This is a genomic window from Deltaproteobacteria bacterium, assembly GCA_016235345.1.
GTDB lineage: Bacteria > Desulfobacterota > Desulfobacteria > Desulfobacterales > Desulfatibacillaceae > JACRLG01.
Map to the genome: position 1 here is coordinate 85,841 of JACRLG010000007.1, position 21,238 is coordinate 107,078.

Genomic DNA, 21,238 nt, shown 5'->3' on the forward strand with positions numbered 1-21,238 from the left:
GCGTTCGGCCATTGGTCACCATGAAATGCTAACGCCTGTGCACCCGATCCAGGTTGTCAATGAGCTTGTCCAGGGCTGTTCTCTGGACAGCGGCAACCGTGGTTCCGGCTGATGCCGCCTTCTTGACGGAGCGCTCGGCTGCGCGCTTGTCGGCTTCGGCTGCGCGTGCGGCGCGGATGGCGTCTTCCTCGCTCTTGCGCTTGGCGACTTCAGCCGCCTTTGCGTCGGCCTCTGCCTTGGCTTTTGCGTCGGCCTCAGCCTTTGCCTTGGCTTCTATCGCAGCCTTGGCGTCGGCATCCGCTTTCGCCTTGGCGTCTGCTGCGGCCTTGGCTGCTGCTGCGGTGGCGGCCTGTGCTGCTGCTGCGGCTGCTGCTGAGGCTGCGGCATCAACAGCAGGAGCCGCCGGAGCGGCTGCGGGCGCTGCGGGAGCAGCCGGGGCCGCTGCGGGCTTGGCTGCAGCAGGTGCGGCTGCCGCTGCGGGCGCGGGTTTGGCTGCCGCAGGCGCTGCGGCCTTGGGGGCTTCCTTGACAACTTCGGCTGCGATGGTGAGATCGGGGGCCGGAGACAGGGCGGCCAAGTCAACGGTGAAGGCGCCGAGCTTCTTGGTGATTCCGGCAACGCCCGCCGCGCTTCCGCCGTCGATCATGAGTCCGATGTATGATTTCACCATGCGAACCGCTTCGGGGTGGCGCATGATGAGGATGTTGGAGCCAGCCAGAAGATACGTGACCGCCGCCACCGCTTCCATCAGAATGCCGCGCCGTTCAGGGTCGCCCAGGGTGGGGGCGTCGTCTGCGGTCTGCTTGGCTTCCTTGCACTTCCAGACTTCGTTTCCCACGTTGTTGATGAGGGGAAGCTGGAGCTTGTCGTCGCCCTGGATAAGGGCCGCCATGGTGAGCCGCTCCATGACCGAGTAGGTGTATTCCAGGCCGTAGCCAAGGCCGCCGGTGGTGGGGTCTATGACGACCTTGTCCATGGGCACGCCAAGGTTTTCCAGGAGAATGTTGACCTGCTTGGCAAGGTTGACGTCGATGGGGGAGGAGGAGATGACGCTCTGCTTGAAGGCCAGAGCCGCAGCGCCTATGCCCTTGTGGTTCTTTTCTTCCACGGGGCCGATGAGAAGGTCCATGCCCTGGCACTCTTCGCAGATCTTCTTCAAAACTTCCTCGTCCTTGGCGGCGTTGGCGCAGCCCCAGACGGCCAGGGGCACGTCGATGGCCGCTGCGACCTTTTTCACCGTGGCGACTGCGGAGGCTGCGTCGGCGTTTTTATCGTTGGGATCGATGCTCTTCAACTGGAGAATGATGAGGTCAGCGCCGTATTCCACGCATTTTTTCGCCCAGGCGGCCGGATCGGCCTTTACGTCCGCGAAAATCGCAGCAGGAGCTTCGGCCCAGTCGGTGGGGTCGATGTCCCACACTTCCATGGCCACAACGGGCTTGTTACCGATGCCGCCTTCGAAAAGGTAGAACGGATAACAGTTTTCCCCTCCTACTTTCACCGCCTTGGCGCCTTTGCCAAGAGTGACCTCTTTGATTTTTCCTGAGTAGGATTCCTTGAAAGCTTGAAACGCCATTTGCTCCTCCTTGGACGCGGTTGGTTGTTCCGTTGCCCTATTTAGAAGTCCGGCGGGTTCGCTCCCTGCCGGGGGTTTTTTTCCGGGTCCCGGCCTTGGAAAAAACCGGGACCGTTCATCCTGTAAATATATTCGATGCCCGAATGCGGCTGCATTTTGATGGGCGCATTAAATAAGCCGCAATATATTGTATTTTACGGGCTCATGAAAACAGTTCGCCACGCCCTGAAAAAGCCTGGAAAACCTTGGCCGCTATAGCAGATCAGGAGCTTTTGTCAATAGCAATCCAATAGAAAATGAGCGCACGTTCAGATATCCCAGGGCCTGCAAGGGGTGATCGGGCCTTAAAGAACCATACCCAAGCAGTGGGAAAGAGCTTCAGCTAAGAGCCGTGCCTGGCCCTCCGGGAGATTCGCTCCGCTACCCTGGGAAAAAGGTTGACATCGGTGTTGGGCAGAAAAAGGGCGGCCACGTAGTTGTCCATGTAGGAAGCGACCTCGGAAAGCTCCAGGCTCGTCATCTTGTGGGTCACCTCCACCACGTCGCGCCTTATGCGGTTGGTCAAAACGCTCATCTTGGCCCCAAGGAGCGAACCGTTACCCAGGTAGATGAACTTTTCCGGGTCGGTTTCGGGCAGAAGCCCTATGGTCATGGCGCTTTCAAGGTCCACATAGGAGCCGAAACCGCCCGCCAGGATTATCCGGTCAAGGTCCGAGACCGTGAGGCCCACCTCGCCCAGAAGGGTGGTGTAGCCCGCGAACATGGCCCCCTTGGCCCGGATGAGGTTATCTATGTCCGCTTCGGTGAGGACGATGTCCCGGTCGATCTGGGTGTCTTTCTGCCAGGCCACCACGTATTCCACCACTTCGTCGCGCACCCTTATGCGGTCGGTTTCAAGGTCGCGGTTGAATTTTCCGGCGTTGTCGATGAGCCCGGTGTTGAACATGGCGGCCAGCATTATGATGAGCCCGCTTCCGCAGATACCCTTGGGGCGGGTGTTGCCTATGGTGAGGTTCATTGGCTCCCAGGTGACCGGATCGATGGAGAAATCCTCGATGGCCCCGATGGTGGCCCTCATTCCGTGCTCCACGCCGCCGCCCTCGAAGGCCGGGCCTGCGGAACATGCCGCGCACATCATCCAGTCGCTGTTTCCCACAACGATTTCCGCGTTGGTGCCGATGTCTATGAACAAGGTGAGCTTGTCGCTGCGGTACATGCCGCTTCCCATGACCCCGGCCACGATGTCGCCGCCAACGTAGCTCGATACGCAGGGGTACATGAGGGCCGTCACGTGGGGGGGAAGATCGAGGCCCAGTTCCACGGCCTTGACGGCTGGGTAGAGCGTGGCCGCAGGAACATAGGGGGCGCGGCGGATTGCCTTGGGGTTCACCTTCATGAAAAGCTGTGTCATGGTGGTGTTGCCCGCAAGGGAGACAGTAGTGATCTCGTCGGGATCGATTCCGGCCCTGAGGATGATGCGCTTTATGATCTTGTTGATGGTGCCGACAACCACTTCGTTTATGCGGTCCAGCCCGCCTTCCTTTTCGGCATATATGATGCGGGTGATCACGTCCTCGCCGTAGCTAATCTGGCCGTTGAACTCCCCGTGCTCGGCAAGGACTTCGCCCGTGATGACGTCCACGAGCTGGCCGTAAACGGTGGTGGTGCCTATGTCGATGGCGATCACGTAGTGGGTTTTGGTGGTGTCGCCGGGGCTGACGTTGATTATGTGGGTCCGCCCGCATTCCATGCGAACGGGCCGGGCCAGGGACACCGTGACCTTGAAGTCGCTGTCCCTCAAGACCTGCGGGAGCTTCCTGATAACCGAAAGGTCCACCTTCATGCGGTGCTCGCCGTGGTTATGGCGCAGGTGGTTGATCACCCGGCTTGCGTCGCACACGTTGTCCTCGATGGACGGGGGGGAAAGTTCAAGGTATTTTTCCTCCACCGGCGGAACGAAAAGACCCTCCTCCTTCAACTGGTTCAAGTCCATCTGCTTGATTTTGGCCGTGCGCCGGGGGCTCTTGGCCTTGTTGAGAACCGCCGCGTCTAGTGAGGATTCCACCGGCACCCGGATCGCCACGTCGGCGTTCACGTTGCTCTGGCAGGCCAGCCGCCAGCCCTTGGCCCAGTCTTCGGGGCGGACCTTTTCCTTGCCCCCGCCCTCGATGGAGCCTTCTTCGACAAGTATCCGGCACTTGCCGCACACACCCTCGCCGCCGCACGACGCGTTTATGTGAACTCCGGCCTCCATGGCGGCCCGGATCACGCTGGTTCCGGCCTCAACCTCGATTTCCTGGTTGTGGGGCAGAAACTTGACTTTTACGGTGCTCATTGAACCTCCTATTAACAGGAGCGTAATTTGATTCCATTTTTCATGGGGGTAGTTGCCCAAGGTCGTCATTCCGACGTAGGCCGGAATCCAGTTCTTTGCTGTTGGCAGCTCTTTTCTGGACCCCGGCCTACGCCGGGGTGACGGAGGTTACCTCTCTGAGAAATGGAAATAAACCTTGCTCCCAGAAATAATAATCCCATGGACCGGGCTCAATTCTCCAGGCGCTTTTTCAGAAGCTCGTTCACCAACTGCGGGTTGGCCTTGCCCCTTGTTTTTTTCATGACGGCCCCCACGAAAAAGCCCATGAGCTTCACCTTGCCGCCCTTGTAGCCCTCCACCTCGGCGGGGCTTTCCGCCAACACCTCGTCCACGGCCTTTTCGATGACCGAGGTGTCCGAAACCTGCACCAGGCCCTTTTCCTTCACGATGACGTCCGGGGCCTTGCCGGTAGTTGCCATTTCCTCGAAAACCGTCTTGGCGATCTTTCCGGAAATGACGCCGGATTCAATGAGTTTCAGCATGGCGGCCAGGGATGCCGCGCTTATCGGGGACCCGGCGATTGAAAGGCCCTTTTCGTTGAGAAGGGCAGAAAGCCCGCCGGTAACCCAGTTGGCGGCCTGCTTGGGCTCGCAGTTGCCCTCGTTCACTACGGCCTCGAAATAATCGGCGATGTCGCGCTCGGTGGTCAGGACCCCGGCATCATAGTCGGAAAGGCCGTATTGGGACATGAACCGGGCCTTCTTGGCGTCCGGAAGCTCAGGCAGAAGCGCCTTCATCCCGTTTTCCCACTGCTGGAAAACCATGAGCGGTATAAGGTCCGGGTCCGGGAAATACCGGTAGTCGTGGGCCTCCTCCTTGCCCCGCATGGGAAGGGTTTTCCCGGCGTTGGCGTCCCATAGCCTGGTTTCCTGCACCACGCTTCCGCCGTCCTCGATGACCGCCGTCTGGCGGGCGACCTCGTACGCAATGGCCTTTTCCACGTTTTTGAAGGAGTTCATGTTTTTAAGCTCTGCTCGCGTTCCGAATTTCTCCTGGCCCACGGGCCTTATGCTGACGTTTGCGTCGCAGCGGAAGGAGCCTTCCTCCATGTTGCCGTCGCAGACGTCAAGGTACCGCAAGATTGCGTGGAGCTTCCTGAGGTAGGCCCCGGCCTCTTCGGCGGAGCGCATGTCCGGCTCGCTCACGATCTCCATCAAAGGCGTGCCGGTGCGGTTGTAGTCCACCCGGCTTACCGGGGAGTGCTCGTCGTGCACGAGCTTTCCTGCGTCCTCCTCCATGTGGATGCGGGTTATGCCGATGCGCTTTCCGCCTTTTGAAGTCTCGATCTCAAGCCAGCCGTGTTCGGCCAAAGGAAGCTCGTACATCGATATCTGGTAGTTTTTGGGAAGATCGGGGTAGAAGTAGTTTTTGCGGGCGAAGCGTGATTCCCGGTTCACCTTGCAGTTGGTGGCAAGGGCCGTGAGGATGGCGAAGTCCACCGCCTTTTTGTTGAGGACGGGAAGGCTGCCGGGCATTCCCAGGCACACCGGGCAGGTGTGGGTGTTGGGAGGCGCACCGAAAGCCGTGGAGCAGCCGCAGAATATCTTGGACCGGGTCTTAAGCTGGGCGTGGACCTCAAGGCCGATTACCGTTTCAAACTCCATGTCAGTAGCCTCTTTTCCGATTTCGTGAATTTTCACCCCTTGCGGGGAATTGCAATTAATAGGAACTTTACCCAATCTTGGCAAGGCTAATTTATAGATTAGTTTGACGTTGACCGCCAACGCTTCCCGCATTAAAACCGGCTCGACTTGCGAAATGGAGGCGTAAATGGATTTTGTGTTATGCGTTCTTGGTGCGGCCCTTGTTTTGGAGGGGCTGCCGTTTTTCCTTTTTCCGGGCAGGATGAAGGAGGCCCTTTTGGAGATGGCCAAAAACGAGGACAGGGCCCTTCGCACCCTGGGTTTCTGCATCCTGGTGACCGGCGCGGTCTTTCTGTGGTTCGGGGGGCGGTGAGCTTGGATATCGCCGACATCGAAATTTCCGCCTACCACTACGATCTTCCAGATGAACTCATAGCCCAGGTTCCCAGGCCCGACCGCGAAAGCTCCCGGCTTCTTACGCTGGACAAAAATTCCGGGGCGGTTTCACACTCGCGTTTTTCGGACGTGGCAAGCCTTCTTCGCCCCGGCGATTTGCTGGTGATGAACGACACCAGGGTCATCCGGGCCCGCCTTCTGGGAACCAAGGACACCGGCGGCTTCTGCGAGGCCATGATAATGGACTTTGCGGGAGGCATGGAGGAAGCGGGGCGAACCGGCTCATTCACCACGTCCTGCTTGTTGCGGTCCGCCAAGACCCCGAAAATCGGGCGACGCATTTTCTTCGACGGCGGACATTGTGCAGAAATTATTTCAGGAGCAGACGGCATCTACACCCTGGCCTTCTCCTTCGGAACCGAGGCTCTGGAAATTCTCGAAACCATAGGCCGGGTTCCGCTTCCGCCTTATATCAAAAGGAGTGCGGACGCATCCGCCTTTGACGATTCGGCCTCTTACCAGACGGTTTATGCCAAAGAAAACGGGGCCGTGGCCGCGCCCACGGCGGGGCTTCACTTTACAGGGGAGCTTCTGAAAAACCTGAATGCAGTGGGGGTTGAGACTGCCAGCGTAACCTTGCATGTGGGCTACGGCACCTTCGCGCCGGTGCGGGTGGACGACGTGCGCCTTCACAGGGTCCACGCCGAGCGCTACACCGTGCCGGAGCAAACGGCCAACGCCGTCAACCGGGCGAAAGGGGAGGGCCGCCGGGTCATCGCCGTGGGGACCACGTCCACCCGCACCCTGGAGTTTTGCGCCGATCCCTCTGGCCGCGTCAGCGCCGGAAGCGGCCTTTGTGACCTCTGCATCCTTCCCGGATACCGCTTCCGCGCCGTTGAGGGGCTAATCACCAACTTCCACCTTCCCCGCACGAGCCTCCTTTTCCTGGTGAGCGCCCTTGCCGGGCGCGAGCGTATTCTGGCCGCCTACCGTGAGGCGGTCCAACATCAATACCGCTTTTTCAGCTACGGGGATGCCATGTTTATTGTATAATTTTGTAGTTTCTCTTAACTTACACGACAATTTTGTAGTATAGGTTCTGCTAACAAAAATGTTCAATTTGTTGGCCCCACTCAAGTTTATCTTTTAAAATCAATGGGTTGACATAAATTCGTCAAGCGTCTATAGGGTTGCGAACCATTTTGCTGTAACCCGATAACCTTCAAGGAGACGCAATGACCAAGAAATCCGCAGTGTTATCCATTTTATCACTATACTTCGCTTTCCCGGCGCTGGCAGCCGCAGCGGACCCCCACGGCGTTGACACCGGCATAACCGCCTGGATGCTCACCTCCACCGCCCTGGTGCTTTTAATGGTGCCGGGGCTCGCCATGTTTTACGGCGGGCTTGTGCGGTCCAAGAACGTATTGGGAACCATGATGCACAGCATGATAGCAATTCCCGTGATCGGGGTCCTGTGGGTGGCGGTGGGCTATTCCCTGGCCTTCGGGGACAGCATCCTGGGCGGCTTCGTGGGCTGGAAGGGAGATTACTTCTTTTTGAGGGGAATTGACGACACCATCGTAAACGGCGTTCCCGAATACGTCATCGCCATGTTCCAGGGAAAATTCGCCATCATCACCCCGGCCCTCATCGCCGGAGCCCTGGCCGAGCGGGTCTATTTCAGGGGTTACATCCTCTTTATCGTCCTGTGGTTTCTCCTGGTCTACTGCCCCCTGTGCCACTGGATTTGGTCGCCTTCGGGCTGGCTTTTCAACTCTGGCGCGGCGGGCGTGATAGACCTTGCGGGCGGGCTGGTGATCCACGTGTCAGCCGGGTTTTCGGCCCTTGTGGTGGCGATCTTCCTGGGGCCGCGCAAGGGCTATCCCAAGACCCCCATGCTGCCCAACAACCTTGTCATGACCATAATGGGAGCCGGAATCCTGTGGGTGGGCTGGTTCGGCTTCAACGCAGGCTCCACGGTGCAGAGCGGCCTGGACACAGCCCGCGCCCTCACCATGACCCAGGTTTCCGCAGCCAGCGGCGCGTTTACGTGGGTCATCATCGAGGCCATCCATTACCGCAAGGCCACATCCCTTGGCCTTGTCTCAGGTATTCTTGCGGGGCTCGTGGCCATAACACCTGCGGCGGGCGTGGTTCAGCCCTGGGGGGCTCTCATCCTTGGCGCGCTTTCATCCTGCATCTGTTACGCCGCCCTTCAGTTGAAGGGCCGGTTCGGCTATGACGACAGCCTGGACTGCTTCGGCGTTCACGGCGTGGGAAGCGGCATGGGAGTCCTCCTGCTGGCCTTTTTCGTGCGGCCAAGCTGGATGACCAATGCCGCCTCCAAGGTCGCGGGCTGGAACGCCTTTTCACAGTTCGGCATCCAGGCGATGGGCTTTACCGTCACGGTGGCCCTTGCGGTGGCGGCCACGGCGGCCATCTGTTTCATCGTGCAGAAAACCGTCGGATTCAGAATAGACGAGGAAAGCGAAGTTGCGGGTCTCGATTACGCCCTTCACGGCGAAAGAGGTTATAGTATTAATAATGTTGAGGGTTAACTGACCTCTTGCGCTTCGCGCCCCGGCAACGAGTTGCCGGGGCCACCCGGAGACGGGCCAATCGCCAAGTGTTTTTCCCGACTACCTACGACGCAGGCTGATCAAAAACGATGAAATGCAAGGAACGCGAGCGGCGCGGGAAGGAATAGTACTTTTCGTACATGACGACCCGCGCCGCGATGCGTGACACAGCAGTTCGCGTTTTTGGACAGCCTGTCGGCCTGCCTACATGTTGCGTCTGTATCTTCCTCCCACGGAATACAGCGCCTCGGTGATCTGCCCCAGGCTCGCCACCCGCACGGTGTCCATAAGGATGTTGAACAGATTCTCGCCGGTGAGCGCCGCCTTCTGGAGCCGCGCCAGGGCCTCCGGGGCCTCGTTTTCGTGGGCCTTCTGGAAGGCGGCAAGGCGGGTGAGCTGGGAGTCCTTTTCCCGGTCGGTGGAGCGGGCCAGTTCTATGGTGCCCATGTCCTCCATGCCGCCCTTGTCGGGGTCGAGGAAGGTGTTGACTCCGATTATGGGAAGCTCGCCGGAGTGCTTGCGGGTTTCGTACAGGACCGATTCGTCCTGGATGCGGCCCCGCTGGTAGCCAAGCTCCATGGCCCCAAGAACGCCGCCGCGCGTGGTTATGCGGTCGAACTCCATCAGAACCGCCTCTTCCACGAGCCGGGTAAGCTCGTCCACAATGTAGCTTCCCTGGTTGGGATTCTCGTTCTTGGCAAGCCCCCATTCCCGGTTGATGATAAGCTGTATCGCAAGTGCCCGGCGAACGGATTCCGCCGTGGGGGTCGTTATGGCCTCGTCGAAGGCGTTGGTGTGAAGGCTGTTGCAGTTGTCATATATGGCGCAAAGGCCCTGCAGTGTGGTGCGGATGTCGTTGAACTGTATGTCCTGGCTGTGAAGGCTGCGGCCAGAAGTCTGAACGTGGTACTTGAGCATCTGGCTTCTTGGGCTTGCCTTGTAACGCTCCCTCATGGCGATGGCCCAGATGCGCCGGGCCACCCGGCCTATCACGGTGTATTCGGGGTCCATGCCGTTTGAAAAGAAAAAGGAGAAATTGGGCGCGAAGCTGTCTATTGGCATTCCCCGCGACAGATAATATTCAACATAGGTGAACCCGTTGGCCAGCGTCAAAGCCAACTGGGTTATGGGGTTGGCCCCGGCTTCTGCGATGTGGTAGCCGGAAATGGAGACCGAGTAGAAGTTCCGCACGTTGTTTTTTATGAAAAACTCCTGGATGTCGCCCATGATCTTCAAGGCGAACTCGGTGGAGAAGATGCAGGTGTTCTGGCCCTGGTCCTCCTTTAATATGTCGGCCTGGACAGTGCCGCGCACCGAAGAGAGCGCGGTGGCCTTGATTTTGGCGTATTCCTCCGCCGTTGGCTCCCGTCCGTTTTCGCTCCTGAATTTTTCCGCCTGCTGGTCGATGGCGGTGTTTAAAAACATGGCGAGCATTATTGGGGCCGGGCCGTTTATGGTCATGGAGACCGACGTTGACGGCGCGCAAAGGTCAAAGCCGCCGTAGAGCACCTTCACGTCTTCCACGGTGCAGACCGAGACGCCTGAGTTGCCGATTTTCCCGAAGATGTCGGGCCGCCGGTCGGGGTCGCGCCCGTAAAGGGTTACGGAATCGAAGGCCGTTGAAAGCCGGGTCGCCTCGGAATTTGCCGACAGCATCTTGAAACGCCTGTTGGTTCGGGCCGGGTCGCCTTCGCCCGCGAACATGCGGGTGGGGTCCTCGTCCATGCGCTTGAAGGGGAAAACACCTGCGGTGTACGGGAAGTAGCCCGCAAGGTTTTCCTCCCGCAGAAAGCGGTAGATTTCAGCCGGGTCCTCGCTTTGGGGCAGTGCCACCTTAGGAATGGCGGTGTGTGAAAGGCTCTGGGTTTTAAGGGGAACCCTGAATTCCTTGTTTCTTATGGTGTAGCAAAACTCGCGGCCCGAATAGTTTTTCTTGAGCGCGGGCCAGGACTCCAGAAGGCTTTCGGTTTCCGGCTCAATGGCCCCTCTCGCCTTTTGCGCCTCCATTTCAATATGGTAGCGGGCGTCCTTTTCGTTCCCAACCGCCTTGGCGGCCTCCTCAAGATGCCATGCCTTGCGCACCGCGTCCATCTGGCTTCGGGTCTCTTTGTGGTAGCCCCGCACGGTTTCGGCTATTTCGGAAAGATAGCGCACCCGCTCGCCCGGAATAATTAGCGTTTGGCTGGTGGAGACCTTTTCGGCTGGCCTTTGGCGGGGGGATGAAAGCGACAGCCCGCACTTTTCGTTGATGCGGTCCAAAAGGGCAAGGTAGAAGGCCGTTACGCCGTCGTCGTTGAATTTTGACGCCGATGTGCCGAAAACAGGCATGTCCTCCGGGAGCCTGTCCCAGGCCTCGCGGTTGCGCTGGACCTGCTTGGCCACCAGGCGCACCGCGTCCGGCCCGCCCTGCTTCTCGTACTTGTTCACCACCACAAGGTCCGCGTAATCCAGCATGTCGATTTTTTCAAGCTGGGTTGCGGCCCCGAATTCGCCGGTCATCACGTAAACCGGGATGTCCACCAAATCCACTATGGCGGTGTCGCCCTGGCCTATGCCTGCGGTTTCTGCGATTACGAGGTCAAAGCCCGCCGCCTTTAAAACCCTCACGGCCTCGGCGATCACGCTGGAAAGCTCGGTCTGGCTGTTGCGGGTCGCCAAAGAGCGCATGTAAACGCCCTTTTTGTCTATGGAATTCATGCGGATGCGGTCACCTAAAAGCGCGCCGCCTGTTTTGCGCCGGGAAGGGTCGGTGCAGACCACGGCCACTTTTATTTCCGGAAAATCGTGAACGAGCCGCAAAATCACTTCATCGGTAAGGGAGCTTTTGCCCGCGCCGCCGCTTCCGGTGATGCCCACCACGGGCACCTTTTTGGACTCCGCCGCCTGACGGATTTTTTCGCGCAGGCCGTCGGCCCCGGCCCCGAAATTTTCCAGGCAGGTGATGCACCGCGAAACCAGGGGGATGTTGTCCGGGCCAAGGCCAAAGATGTCCTCCACGGGCTTTTCCGCCACTAAAAAATCCATGCGCCTGACCATGTCGTTTATCATGCCTATAAGGCCCATACGCGCGCCGTCGCCGGGCGAGTAAATCTTTTCCACTCCGTAGGCTTCAAGCTCCCGTATTTCTGCTGGCACGATGACGCCGCCGCCGCCGCCGAAAACCCTTATGTGGCCCGCGCCGCGCTCCTTCAGAAGATCAACCAGGTAGCGGAAAAACTCCATGTGCCCGCCCTGGTAGGATGAAATGGCGATTCCCTGAACGTCCTCGTCGATGGCGGCGGCAACCACGTCGTCCACCGAGCGGTTGTGGCCCAGATGGATCACCTCCACGCCGCCCGACATGAGCATTCGGCGGATTATGTTGATGGAGGCGTCGTGGCCGTCGAAGAGGCTGGTTGCCGTAACCACCCGGACCGGGTTTTTGGGTGCGTAGACAACGTGGTCCTGTCCCGCGCTGTAATTTTCGTGTGCGCCCGGCCCGCAAACCGCCGGGGCGCTGTCCTGATCCGTCATTTGAAGCTCTCCCTTTAAAAAACGTGAAACGTGAAGGCCCGCCCCGCCCGGCCCCATAAAAGGAAACCCTTGAAGCCCCGGCCCCCGCCTTATCTTTTCCCAAGGCTTTGCTGACTTTTCAGTCGCCTGAAAAAAACCAGTGCCTATGCCTGTTTCGCTATCATTGACCGTATAGTCTGTCAACAGTTTGAGGCCAATTCACCGGCCCAAAACGATATATTTTTTCACGAAACGGGTGATTTTGCCACAAGAAAAAGACGAAATCCGCCAAGGACGGAAAAAGCGGGAGGTCGCCCTTGCCACCTGCAAAAACCGCTTGCCATTTTTTGTGCCAGGTATTAGACTGGTTTCAGACCGGTTTGACAGGAGGTGTCTTATGGAAAGCGTAGGGGCCTACGAGGCGAAAACTCATCTGGCGCAGCTTCTGGAACGTGTGGCCAGGGGTGAGAGGATAACCATCATGAAGCACGGCGTGCCCGTGGCTGTTTTGCAGTCGGCCGATTCCGTGAGGAAGACGCCGGTGGGTGAAGTCATAGACGAATTGAAGCGGTTCCGCCACGGACGACGCCTGGACGGGCTTTCCATCAGGGAAATGATAGAGGAAGGGAGGAACTGATGCCGGAGGGTTTCGTCATCGACGCTTCCGTTGTCATGTCGTGGTGTTTCGAGGATGAGGATGACGGCTATTCGACGGCGGTCCTCGAAAGCCTTGCGGAGGTGGAGGCTTTCGCCCCTTCGGTCTGGGCGCTTGAAGTGGGCAACGTCATTGTTGTGGCGGAAAGGAAAAAGCGCCTTGGCGAGGCTTCCTCGGTTCGCTTTCTCGCGCTTCTGGCGGAGCTTCCAATAAAGGTGGAAGAGGAGCCCCCAGGGCGGATGCTGAAGGAAATTCTGTCCCTGGCGCGGGCTCACAGGCTTTCCACCTACGACGCATCGTACCTGGACCTTGCCATGAGGCTTGGGCTTCCCCTTGCCACCCGTGACGAAGCGCTTATCAGCGCCGCACAATATTGCAGCGTTCCCATCTACGCCCCGGCGGGGGCATTATCTGATTTTTAAGACAGGTCCGAAATTACCGGGACAATCTATTGCCGAAATATTCACCGAAAATTGTTCTCAGCTTATCTTCTTCATATTCTTTCAGTATGTTACCAGAGGGGACTTCTATGACGTATCCCCGTAGTTTTCCCATTTCCGGGCAGCTTGAATGCGGCGGCACCTCGGCTGCCACAAGCAGTTTTTTGGAGCCTTCCAGCCATTTTAGCGCACCGAAATTCGGGTCTTCAGGCTCAATGCACACGAAATGTTTTTTAAACGCAGGAAAAGCCTTTTGAGTTACATCATAACTTTCAACTTTTTTTTCGCCGAGCAAATAGACCGTTACATGCCAGTCACCGACAGCGCCTCCGTAGCTTTCGGTTATAAAAAACGCAGATGAATCTGCGGACCACTGCATCTCGGCCAGCGTTTCGATTTCTGTATGACCAGTTACAGTCAAATTTTTTCCATCCATTCTGACGCCAAGAGTCACACCGCTTATAACTGCAACTTTCCTTTTATCCGGCGAGATCACCTCTATCCGCCTTGCCTTATGCGTTTCTCCATGAAGAAGAGCCGCCTCTTTCGCCCATTCGCCGCTTTCGCCTGCAAAACTGCGGCAAGTGGTCGATTGGATCAATAATAAGGTTATCAGAAAAAAAATTGCCCTCAATGCGATTTCTCCTTATAGGCGTAAAACGTGCCTTCAAGGATACCTATATAGCAAATGCCATACAAGCAGATTTTTTTTGATGCTGGGAGTTTCTTGCGGAAAATTGTGGACTTGGAAGCCATCGAGCAAAACAGCCCCGGCGACCGGAAACTTCCGGTCGCCGGGGCCTCGTTTTTTTACTGCCCACTGCCCGCTGGGGACTGCCGACTGCCTCTAAATGTCCAGGCTGCTCACATGCCCTGCCGCGTCAACCATCTGGACGATGATGCCGCCGAAGGATTTACCGCCTTCCTTTTTTTCGTCGAGCTTCATGATCTTGGGGATCACGTCCATGAAATCCAGCGGGTTGACGCAGGCTTCGGGCGGAAGGACGCCCTTTTCGGTGATCTTGCCGCGAGCCATGAGAATGGCACCGGCGGCCGCCGGGATGCCGGTCCCCTCGCCCAGGGCCTGGCTTTGGGACGCCATGTGGAAGCGGTACTCGCGGTATTCGCCGCCTTTTTTGCCCTTGGCCACCACCGAGCAGCAACCGCACTGGGTGGTGAACCCGGTCTTTTTGAGGATTTTTTCCCGCTCCCTGATGATGTAGGCCACCGTGAAGTCGTAGGGCGCAACCATTTTCCCGTTCACTTCTACGGGCACCTTGGAGTTCAAGCCTGCGCCGCAAAGATCGCGGGTGAGATCGTAATACTCGTTGGGAAGCACGGTGCCCTTGTTGGTGACCTGGTTCAGTTTTAGGTAGCGGGGGAGCGTCACCTGCTCCGGGTGGGGGTAGGGGTAAAGCGGTATGTTGTCGCCGATCACCGGAAAGTCGAAGGTCTGGCGAAGGGCCTTGCCGTCCTCCTCGAAATATTTCACGTAGGTGAGCTTGCCGTTCAAAAACATGGGGATGTCGATGGACATGCAGTGAAAACGGTGCTCCACCACGCCCGGCCCCTCGAAGGGCTCGCCGCCGTGGGCGTGGAAGATGTCTATGGAGTCCGTCTCGTCCAGGAGTTCCGCCGCCGCGAACTTGGCCAGAAGGTTGGTGGCGCCGGGGGAGCTTCCCATGCCTATGAGGGCGGTGATTCCGGCGTCCTTGGCCTTTTTGTCCCAGTCCAGGATTTCCAGGGTCACATCCACGTCGTCGCACACGTCAACGTAGGGGATTTTGCTCTCCAGGACCGCGCTCAAGACCGTTTTTACGCTCTTGTAAAAAGGCCCCACGCAGTTCACCACAACGTCCGAGCCCGCGATGACCCTTTTTACGCTGGCCACGTCCTCCGCATCCACCGGAACCGCCGAAATCTTCTCCGAGGCAGGCCCCTGCACTATTTCCTTCGCCCGGGCAAGGTTCCTGTCCCCCACCACGAGGGAGTCGAACTCGTCCAGGGCCGCAAGAGTGCGAACCACCACGCTGCCCACCGCGCCGCAACCGCCCAATACCGTTACTTTCATGTCATCCTCCTTTGGATTATGCGTTCAAGATAAATTTAACTTAGTTCAGGTTATGACGAATTGTCAACAATTATTTTTATCCATTATTTTTTAATCAGGACGGCACGTTCCCACGCTTATTTCAAGTCTTTGAAAAAATTGGATGAAAGCTCGGTGATGATGTCCGCGAAGGTGGATTTGGCGTCCGGGTCCACGTAGGAGATCACCCGGCTGTTGTGGAGGGAGACCATGCCGTGAAGGAGGCTCCAGGCCTGGATAACTGCGGTCCTGGCCTTGGCGTTATTGATCGGGCCTTCCATGCCTGCGGATGCTGCCAAGTTCCGGGCCGCGCCTGCGGCGAGCTCCGCCACCTGCATGGAGATTTCCAGCTCCCTGGCGGCAAGGCCTTCCAGGGGGGTGCCAAGGTAATCGTCGTGCTTGGGGGTGCGGCCCGTGAACATTATCTCGTAGTACACGGGGTTTTCGATGCCGAAACCGACGTAGGCGAAGGCCGCCGCCCGTCCCTGGGAAAGGGGGTCGCCTGATGAGCCGAGCGCGGTTTCCAGGCGCTCCTTCAATAAGGTGAAGCCCTGGATGACCAGATGGAGGTAGATTTCATCCTTGGAGGCGAAAAAGTTGTAGAGGTTGGGCGCACTCATGGAAAGGCGCTTGGCGAGCGCGCGCATGGTGAGGGCCGGGAAGCCGTCGTCGGCGATCAGGGCAAGGGCTGCCTCAAGAACCCGTGCTCGGATTTTTTCCAGGGCCTCGGGGGAGCGGGGGGGCTTCATCCGGCGTTTTCCGTCGAAAGGCTTTCGGTTCGCTCGATTATCCAAGCGCCGATAAGCGACAGGGCCAGGGGAATGTTTCCTATCTGGCAGTGGTCGGCGGCGTTTTCCGCGCTGGTGAAGACCCTGCCCGTGAGTGATCGGGCGTTCTTATAGGCCCGCATCTCCTTGTGGAAAAGGGATATCGGTATGAAATGGTCGCTGGTTCCGGCCAGAAGAAGAACGTCCTGGGTGACTTTTTCCGAAAACGGGCGGGTGTTGTAGCGTTTTGCCGCGTGGAACACGGCGGAAGGGCGGTCTATCCCGAAAACCCCCATGCCCCGGTCCATGCCCCAGGCGGTGAAGGAGTCGCGCGCGGCTTTTTTGAGGGCGATTTTATCCAGAAGCCCATCGGCGTGAAGGCCGGAGAGAAGCCTTATTCCGGTTCCGAGAAGGGGTCCGCGAGCCCCGGAAAGCACCCGGAAAAAGTCGTGGATCACGTCCCAGGCCACAACCCGTTTGATTCGCGGCGAAAAGGCCGCTGCCCTCATGGCCAGGTAGCCGCCCAGGGAGAGCCCCACCAGGGTGACGCCGTCGAGTTTGAAGTGGTCCAGAACCGCGTTCACCGGCCTTTCCCACTCGTGGGTCATGGGAATTTTCTGGAGCCCCAGAACCTCGCCCTGGCCGGGTCCCTCGAAGAGGATGACCTCAAAACCCGCCTTTCGCGCCACGTCCGCAGAGGGGTAGAGTTCCTCCTTGGCGGAATCGAAGCCGCCGTGCAGCACCAGCACCCCCCTTGAACCGGAGGCTGGGGCCGGGAGCCTCCACGCGGGAAGAAAGCCCTTTTCGTAGGGAACCCTGTGCTCGGAAACGAGCCCCTGGTCAAATTCATCCTTTGCGTAAATCCGGAAAAGCTCCATGGCCTTATTGAACGCGACCTCCTTTTCCGGGTCGGAAAAGGGCATGAAAAATTCGGCTGACCTGTAATATCCGCTGGCGTTCAAAAGCCGCCCTTGGGCCTCCGCCTTTTCCGCCATGAGCAGAAATTGCGTTTTCCAGTCGGAAAGGGTGGCTATGCGCCCCGCAGCCTCAGAGACATCCCCGAAATCCCCGCCGCCCATGAGGCACAGCCGGTTCATCTGGAAGTTGAAATTGGTGTCGGCATGAAAGCGCCGGGTGCCCGTGGAAAAGGTGAAATCCATGTTGAGCGCCTCATTTTCCCTGGTAGCGGGGTTCGCGTTTTTCCTTGAAGGCCCGTGGGCCTTCCTTTGCGTCCTCGCTCATGAAAACCGGGATGCCAAGCTCCACCTCCTTGGCCAGGGCTTCCTTAATACTCAGGTTCAGGCCCTTCAAAACGCTTTTCTTGATGGCGGAAACGGCCAGCGGCCCGTTTTTGGCGATCACCCCCGCCACCCTGAGGGCCTCGTCCATCACCTTGCCCTTTTCCACCACCCGGTTGACAAAGCCCATCGAAAGGGCCTCTTTTGCGTCCATCAACTCGCCGGTGAGCAAAAGCTCCATGGCCTTGGCGTAGGGAATCTGGCGGGGCAGGCGCACGGTGGAGCCCATCATGGGAAAGACCGCCCATTTCACTTCTTGGAGGCCGAACTTGGCGTCTTCGGAGGCTATGCGGATGTCCATGTTGTAGAGCATCTCCATGCCGCCGGCTATGGCGTAGCCGTTGATGGCCGCCACGATGGGCTTGTAAATGGAAAGCTCGCGCAGAAAGGCGTTCTGGAGGATGCCGGGGTTCTTGGCCACAGCGTGGTCGGCCTCGGTTTCGGGCTTACGGGCGCCTGTGATCAGCGGTATCAGCCGCGCCAGGTCCGCGCCGGTGCAGAAGGCCTGCTCGCCCGCGCCGGTGATAACCGCGCAGCGCATTTCCGGGTCGCTGCGGTAGTCCCGCCATGCCTCGTCCAGGGCCACTGCGGTTTCGGGATCTATGGAATTGCGGGCTTCGGGGCGGTTAAGCGTGATTATGGCCAAATGGTCTTTTTTTTCGTAGATGAGGGCCATGATTTGTCCGTTCGATATTGTCGGTCAGTAATATGGTGGCCCGGAGGCGCCGACTTTTGGGTCAGTGCCGGGTGGGGCCTTTTTTGGAGTGGTCGTGGGGTGTTTGCGGCGCGGGTTTCTGCTGGCGCTCCCTTACCTGGCGTACGAGGAATTCCGCCAGGGTGAGGCCCGCCTCCCTGGCCTGCTTTTTTTGGAGTTCAAGGTTGTAGACGGTTATCAATTCAGGCGGAACCGTGATTCCGAATTCCTTGAAAAAGGCGTCTTTCAGCTTTTTGAGGGTGGGCTCCGGTTCCGAGACAACGCTTCGCAAAAGTTCTATCTTGCTCTTGCCGTCAGCCACGCGCACGCCGGCCTTGATAAGGCTTTTCTTGCGCATTTCGGCCCGGAAAAAGGCGATGAGGGCCGCCGAAGGGCGTTCGCCCCGCTTTTCCTCGAAAAGTTTGGTGAGTTTTTCAACTGAAGGATCGGTTCCCGATACCACGGAGCGCACCAGATCAAGGGCGGATTCGCCCACCGTGCGGGAGAGCAGGTCGCGGCGCTCTTCCTTTTTTCTAAGCTCTTTTCTGAAGAAATCTATTAGGTTATCGTCCGCCCGCTGTCCGAACTCCTCCATGACGGTCTTGTGAAGGACCGCCACCGTGGGGTTGTCCTGGGATACCACGGACATTACCAGGGCGATCTTCATTTTTTCGATTACATCTGACGCATGTCTTTTCTGCATGGCGCAGTCCGGAAATGTGAGATTGGGCACATTTCGCATTATACGCAAAAAAATGTAAATGTCCAAACAAAACAGAAGGTCACAAAGGGGGAAAATAAAAAACAGGCGAAAAATCAATAAAAAACCCGGCATGGGGGGATGCCGGGCCAAAACCAACCGATTTTTATATGAAAATCATCTCAGGATGAGGTCGAATGAGGAAACGGTCCTTGCCGGGTGGTAGGAACGCTTTGCCTGGGCAAGACCCGGTTCGCCCATGTCGCTTTCCTTGTTTATGAAGGAAAAGTCCGAAAACAGGCGTTTTGCGCATTCCCTGTCAAAATACTGGTACAGGCCCTTTACCGAGGCGAAGGCCTTTTCAAAGTTCAAGGTTCCCATGTCGCCGGTGAGCCTTGAGGAGAGCCCGAAGGCGGAAACGGTTCCGTTGATGCGGAGGATCAGCCCGCGCCAGCCGGTGGAGTAAAGGTTGCGTATGGCGTTTTCGGCGGCGTTGCGCTCGCAGGAGATGTCGGAATCCATGATGCGGTTGCAGTCGCGCTCCGCGCACCATTCATCCAGAAAATTGAGGCAGTCGTCGGCGTCGTCCGGGGCCATCTCCGTTACCACGACCTCGTCGCCTAAGGAGTGGGCCTTCTCGAACTGCTTTATGAGGTTCCTCTTTTTATGGTAGCGGTCGCCAGCAAGTTCGGCCAGATCAGTCCGGTTGTAGACGTAGTCGCTGAAACCTGGCTGGGGCAGAATCTCGAAATGGCGGCCCACCTCGCCTGCCCCGTGACGGTTGATGTAATCCTCCGGCACGAACCAGTATTTTTCATGCCCGGCGTCTTTGGCCAACAGGGCCAGCTCGGCGGGGGAAAACTCCCTTTCGGGCGAGACGGGAAGGATCAGGTGGCGATCTCCGGGCGTTTTTTGGTACTCTGCGGCTATGATGAGCGAGTTGTCGATGATGGCCGCGTACGGGGCGTAAGCGCAAGTCTGCCACGCGATGATGGAGGGAAGGCTGTAGGTGCAAAGCTCGTATCTCTGGTTTTTGAAAAACGGCGCAAGGCGCTTGTAATCATCGGGTGTTACGGGAAAAAAATCCATTTATGAATGCCTGCCAATCTTGTTGTTGAATCAAAGGACCGGCTGTTAACAGCCTGTCTAAAAACGCGAATTGCTGTGTCGTGCTTCAAAGCCAATTCCGTCGTGTACGAACATTCTGCTTTAGCCCAAGAACTCTGCGATTTCTTGGGCAGGTCGCTTACTCATTGCCTTTTCGCGTTCCTGGCATTTCATCGCCAATATTAAGGCTGGTATCCAGGCTTTGCATACAGCCTTTTTAAACAGACTGTTAAGATCGCAACCTCATGGCGACTGCGCCCTGCATGGGGAAAAATCCCAGCCTGTCGTACAAAACTTCCGTGCCTCGCTCGGCCACAAGGGCTATCCAGCCGATGCCGTCTCCGGTCAGCCGGTCGAGGACGGCACTTATCAGCATGGACGCCACGCCGCGATGCCTCTGTGCGCCCGTTACCGTTACGTCCTGGATATAGGCGTCGCTGGCGCGATCCGAAATGGCGCGGGCCATGCCCACAATGCGCCCGTCAATGACTGCGGCTGCGAAGCAGTGGCTTCCGGCCACCAGCTTTTTTACGAGTCCCGCGCTGTCAGCGCCCGGCTCCCACCAGCCCGCTTCTATGTAGAGCGAGATGATCCCGCTCACTTCTTCGTCGGTGGGTTGTGCCAGAAAAACCACCCGAATTTCTTCCGGGCCTGGTGTCAAGTTTTGGTCCATTGTCAAACCTGTCAAGGGGTTGGCGAAAAAAAAGGCGGCGACCCTTTTACGTATGGGGTCGCCGTCATGGTCTATCTGGCGCAATACAAACCGTAAAAGGCCCCAAAACATTCTTATTGCACCGTCCAGGCGGGCTGAAAGAGATGAGCTGCAAGGAAGGCGAGCAGCGCGGGAAGGACGCGTACTAAAAGTACGCGACGCGCCGCCATGCGAAGGCTGACACTTAAGATCGCTCTTTCAGTCAGCCTGGAAGATTCCAAAAGGCCACTTTTCCTCCTTATCCGCCCTTGCGAAACCGGCGGTGGGGCCTTCCAGCAGAAAGCCTAAGGGCGTATGGCGGAAAGGGCCGTAAACGCCGATTCCGAGATAGATGCCCTCATCCACCTTGCGGACTTCATCTTCCATGCCCACCCATCCGCACAGTGAGTTGTAGACCACGTAGGTCAGGCGGAAGGACTTTTTGCCATCCCAGCGCGAGGGTGCGAGGTCCGTTTTCATGCGGAACTTGCGGACGATTTTCCCCTTGCGGAAAAACATGTTGTAGCCGTGGCCACGGTCATCCCCAACTGGGGTGAAGGCCTTTCCCAGCCAGAATCCGTTTCCTGGGTTGTTCAGAACCGCAAGGTTGAAGGCCCCGAAAAAAGGACAGCCCTGGTCCAGGAGGGTGGCCCGGTACTCGCCTTTCATCTCGGAAAAATCCGGGGCGGAAAGCGTCCCGAAAAAGCTGCGCAGTTCATCCGGGGTCCGGCTCTGAAGCATTCGGACCGTTGCGAAGTGCGAAGTGGCAAGGCTCATGGCTTCTCCTTTACAGA

The 21,238-nt window shown here is 58.0% G+C and carries 18 protein-coding genes; 5 read left to right on the forward strand and 13 right to left on the reverse strand.

Annotated elements, in window-relative coordinates:
- Positions 1-28 precede the first annotated feature (28 nt).
- From HZB23_03760 to gatB, 3 genes are all read right to left on the reverse strand, one after another.
- Complete coding sequence (locus HZB23_03760; GenBank protein ID MBI5843767.1) at positions 29-1,576, reverse strand: acetyl-CoA decarbonylase/synthase complex subunit delta; 1,548 nt, start codon at positions 1,574-1,576, stop codon at positions 29-31.
- Positions 1,577-1,958: 382 nt separating this feature from the next.
- Positions 1,959-3,911, reverse strand: coding sequence for a DUF4445 domain-containing protein (locus tag HZB23_03765; GenBank protein ID MBI5843768.1), 1,953 nt, complete (start codon positions 3,909-3,911; stop codon positions 1,959-1,961).
- A gap of 209 nt (positions 3,912-4,120) precedes the next feature.
- Positions 4,121-5,554, reverse strand: coding sequence for an Asp-tRNA(Asn)/Glu-tRNA(Gln) amidotransferase subunit GatB (gatB, locus tag HZB23_03770; GenBank protein MBI5843769.1), 1,434 nt, complete (start codon positions 5,552-5,554; stop codon positions 4,121-4,123).
- 166 nt (positions 5,555-5,720) lie between these two features.
- Between gatB and HZB23_03775 the strand changes: the two genes are divergently transcribed.
- The 3 genes from HZB23_03775 to HZB23_03785 all read left to right on the forward strand — a co-directional run bounded on the left by HZB23_03775 (position 5,721) and on the right by HZB23_03785 (position 8,490).
- Positions 5,721-5,906 (forward strand): DUF2065 domain-containing protein, encoded by a 186-nt coding sequence (locus HZB23_03775; GenBank protein ID MBI5843770.1) that lies wholly within the window; start codon positions 5,721-5,723, stop codon positions 5,904-5,906.
- 17 nt (positions 5,907-5,923) lie between these two features.
- The gene (gene queA, locus HZB23_03780; protein ID MBI5843771.1) at positions 5,924-6,982 is read left to right on the forward strand and encodes a tRNA preQ1(34) S-adenosylmethionine ribosyltransferase-isomerase QueA; all 1,059 of its coding nucleotides are present in this window, start codon (positions 5,924-5,926) and stop codon (positions 6,980-6,982) included.
- A 182-nt stretch (positions 6,983-7,164) separates the two neighbouring features.
- The gene (locus HZB23_03785; protein ID MBI5843772.1) at positions 7,165-8,490 is read left to right on the forward strand and encodes an ammonium transporter; all 1,326 of its coding nucleotides are present in this window, start codon (positions 7,165-7,167) and stop codon (positions 8,488-8,490) included.
- Between the two features lie 225 nt (positions 8,491-8,715).
- Here HZB23_03785 and HZB23_03790 read toward each other — a convergent pair whose 3' ends face one another.
- Positions 8,716-12,024 carry a methylmalonyl-CoA mutase family protein gene (locus tag HZB23_03790; GenBank protein MBI5843773.1) on the reverse strand — a complete coding sequence of 1,103 codons (3,309 nt, stop codon included), beginning with the start codon at positions 12,022-12,024 and terminating at the stop codon, positions 8,716-8,718.
- Positions 12,025-12,400: 376 nt separating this feature from the next.
- Here HZB23_03790 and HZB23_03795 point away from each other — a divergent pair, with 376 nt between their 5' ends.
- Complete coding sequence (locus tag HZB23_03795) at positions 12,401-12,640, forward strand: type II toxin-antitoxin system prevent-host-death family antitoxin (GenBank protein MBI5843774.1); 240 nt, start codon at positions 12,401-12,403, stop codon at positions 12,638-12,640.
- Positions 12,640-13,080: a type II toxin-antitoxin system VapC family toxin gene (locus tag HZB23_03800; GenBank protein ID MBI5843775.1), complete on the forward strand. Its 441-nt coding sequence runs from the start codon at positions 12,640-12,642 to the stop codon at positions 13,078-13,080. Before HZB23_03795 ends, HZB23_03800 begins: the two co-directional genes overlap by 1 nt.
- Before the next feature lie 13 nt (positions 13,081-13,093).
- On the opposite strand, the gene HZB23_03805 is transcribed toward HZB23_03800, so the two are convergent.
- The 9 genes from HZB23_03805 to HZB23_03845 all read right to left on the reverse strand — a co-directional run bounded on the left by HZB23_03805 (position 13,094) and on the right by HZB23_03845 (position 21,221).
- Positions 13,094-13,732: a hypothetical protein gene (locus HZB23_03805; protein MBI5843776.1), complete on the reverse strand. Its 639-nt coding sequence runs from the start codon at positions 13,730-13,732 to the stop codon at positions 13,094-13,096.
- 213 nt (positions 13,733-13,945) lie between these two features.
- Complete coding sequence (locus tag HZB23_03810; GenBank protein MBI5843777.1) at positions 13,946-15,169, reverse strand: saccharopine dehydrogenase NADP-binding domain-containing protein; 1,224 nt, start codon at positions 15,167-15,169, stop codon at positions 13,946-13,948.
- A gap of 116 nt (positions 15,170-15,285) precedes the next feature.
- Positions 15,286-15,936 carry a TetR/AcrR family transcriptional regulator gene (locus HZB23_03815; GenBank protein MBI5843778.1) on the reverse strand — a complete coding sequence of 217 codons (651 nt, stop codon included), beginning with the start codon at positions 15,934-15,936 and terminating at the stop codon, positions 15,286-15,288.
- On the reverse strand, positions 15,933-17,114 hold the full coding sequence (locus HZB23_03820; protein ID MBI5843779.1) for an alpha/beta fold hydrolase: 1,182 nt from the start codon (positions 17,112-17,114) through the stop codon (positions 15,933-15,935). Before HZB23_03820 ends, HZB23_03815 begins: the two co-directional genes overlap by 4 nt.
- A gap of 10 nt (positions 17,115-17,124) precedes the next feature.
- Entirely contained in the window at positions 17,125-17,928 is an 804-nt protein-coding gene (locus HZB23_03825; protein MBI5843780.1) for an enoyl-CoA hydratase/isomerase family protein, read from the reverse strand.
- 61 nt (positions 17,929-17,989) lie between these two features.
- Entirely contained in the window at positions 17,990-18,649 is a 660-nt protein-coding gene (locus HZB23_03830; protein ID MBI5843781.1) for a hypothetical protein, read from the reverse strand.
- Positions 18,650-18,823: 174 nt separating this feature from the next.
- The gene (locus tag HZB23_03835; protein ID MBI5843782.1) at positions 18,824-19,735 is read right to left on the reverse strand and encodes a DUF2156 domain-containing protein; all 912 of its coding nucleotides are present in this window, start codon (positions 19,733-19,735) and stop codon (positions 18,824-18,826) included.
- A 247-nt stretch (positions 19,736-19,982) separates the two neighbouring features.
- Positions 19,983-20,426: a GNAT family N-acetyltransferase gene (locus HZB23_03840; GenBank protein ID MBI5843783.1), complete on the reverse strand. Its 444-nt coding sequence runs from the start codon at positions 20,424-20,426 to the stop codon at positions 19,983-19,985.
- 237 nt (positions 20,427-20,663) lie between these two features.
- Entirely contained in the window at positions 20,664-21,221 is a 558-nt protein-coding gene (locus HZB23_03845; GenBank protein ID MBI5843784.1) for a hypothetical protein, read from the reverse strand.
- Between the last annotated feature and the right edge of the window lie 17 nt (positions 21,222-21,238).

Coding starts and splice junctions, on each gene's coding strand:
- HZB23_03815 (MBI5843778.1), bottom strand. CDS start 15,936: ATGAAGCCCCCCCGCTCCCCCGAGGCCCTGGAAAAAATCCGAGCACGG.
- HZB23_03790 (MBI5843773.1), bottom strand. CDS start 12,024: ATGACGGATCAGGACAGCGCCCCGGCGGTTTGCGGGCCGGGCGCACAC.
- HZB23_03830 (MBI5843781.1), bottom strand. CDS start 18,649: ATGCAGAAAAGACATGCGTCAGATGTAATCGAAAAAATGAAGATCGCC.
- gatB (MBI5843769.1), bottom strand. CDS start 5,554: ATGGAGTTTGAAACGGTAATCGGCCTTGAGGTCCACGCCCAGCTTAAG.
- HZB23_03785 (MBI5843772.1), top strand. CDS start 7,165: ATGACCAAGAAATCCGCAGTGTTATCCATTTTATCACTATACTTCGCT.
- HZB23_03810 (MBI5843777.1), bottom strand. CDS start 15,169: ATGAAAGTAACGGTATTGGGCGGTTGCGGCGCGGTGGGCAGCGTGGTG.
- HZB23_03820 (MBI5843779.1), bottom strand. CDS start 17,114: ATGGATTTCACCTTTTCCACGGGCACCCGGCGCTTTCATGCCGACACC.
- HZB23_03840 (MBI5843783.1), bottom strand. CDS start 20,426: ATGGACCAAAACTTGACACCAGGCCCGGAAGAAATTCGGGTGGTTTTT.
- HZB23_03775 (MBI5843770.1), top strand. CDS start 5,721: ATGGATTTTGTGTTATGCGTTCTTGGTGCGGCCCTTGTTTTGGAGGGG.
- HZB23_03800 (MBI5843775.1), top strand. CDS start 12,640: ATGCCGGAGGGTTTCGTCATCGACGCTTCCGTTGTCATGTCGTGGTGT.
- HZB23_03825 (MBI5843780.1), bottom strand. CDS start 17,928: ATGGCCCTCATCTACGAAAAAAAAGACCATTTGGCCATAATCACGCTT.
- HZB23_03845 (MBI5843784.1), bottom strand. CDS start 21,221: ATGAGCCTTGCCACTTCGCACTTCGCAACGGTCCGAATGCTTCAGAGC.
- HZB23_03835 (MBI5843782.1), bottom strand. CDS start 19,735: ATGGATTTTTTTCCCGTAACACCCGATGATTACAAGCGCCTTGCGCCG.
- HZB23_03765 (MBI5843768.1), bottom strand. CDS start 3,911: ATGAGCACCGTAAAAGTCAAGTTTCTGCCCCACAACCAGGAAATCGAG.
- HZB23_03795 (MBI5843774.1), top strand. CDS start 12,401: ATGGAAAGCGTAGGGGCCTACGAGGCGAAAACTCATCTGGCGCAGCTT.
- HZB23_03760 (MBI5843767.1), bottom strand. CDS start 1,576: ATGGCGTTTCAAGCTTTCAAGGAATCCTACTCAGGAAAAATCAAAGAG.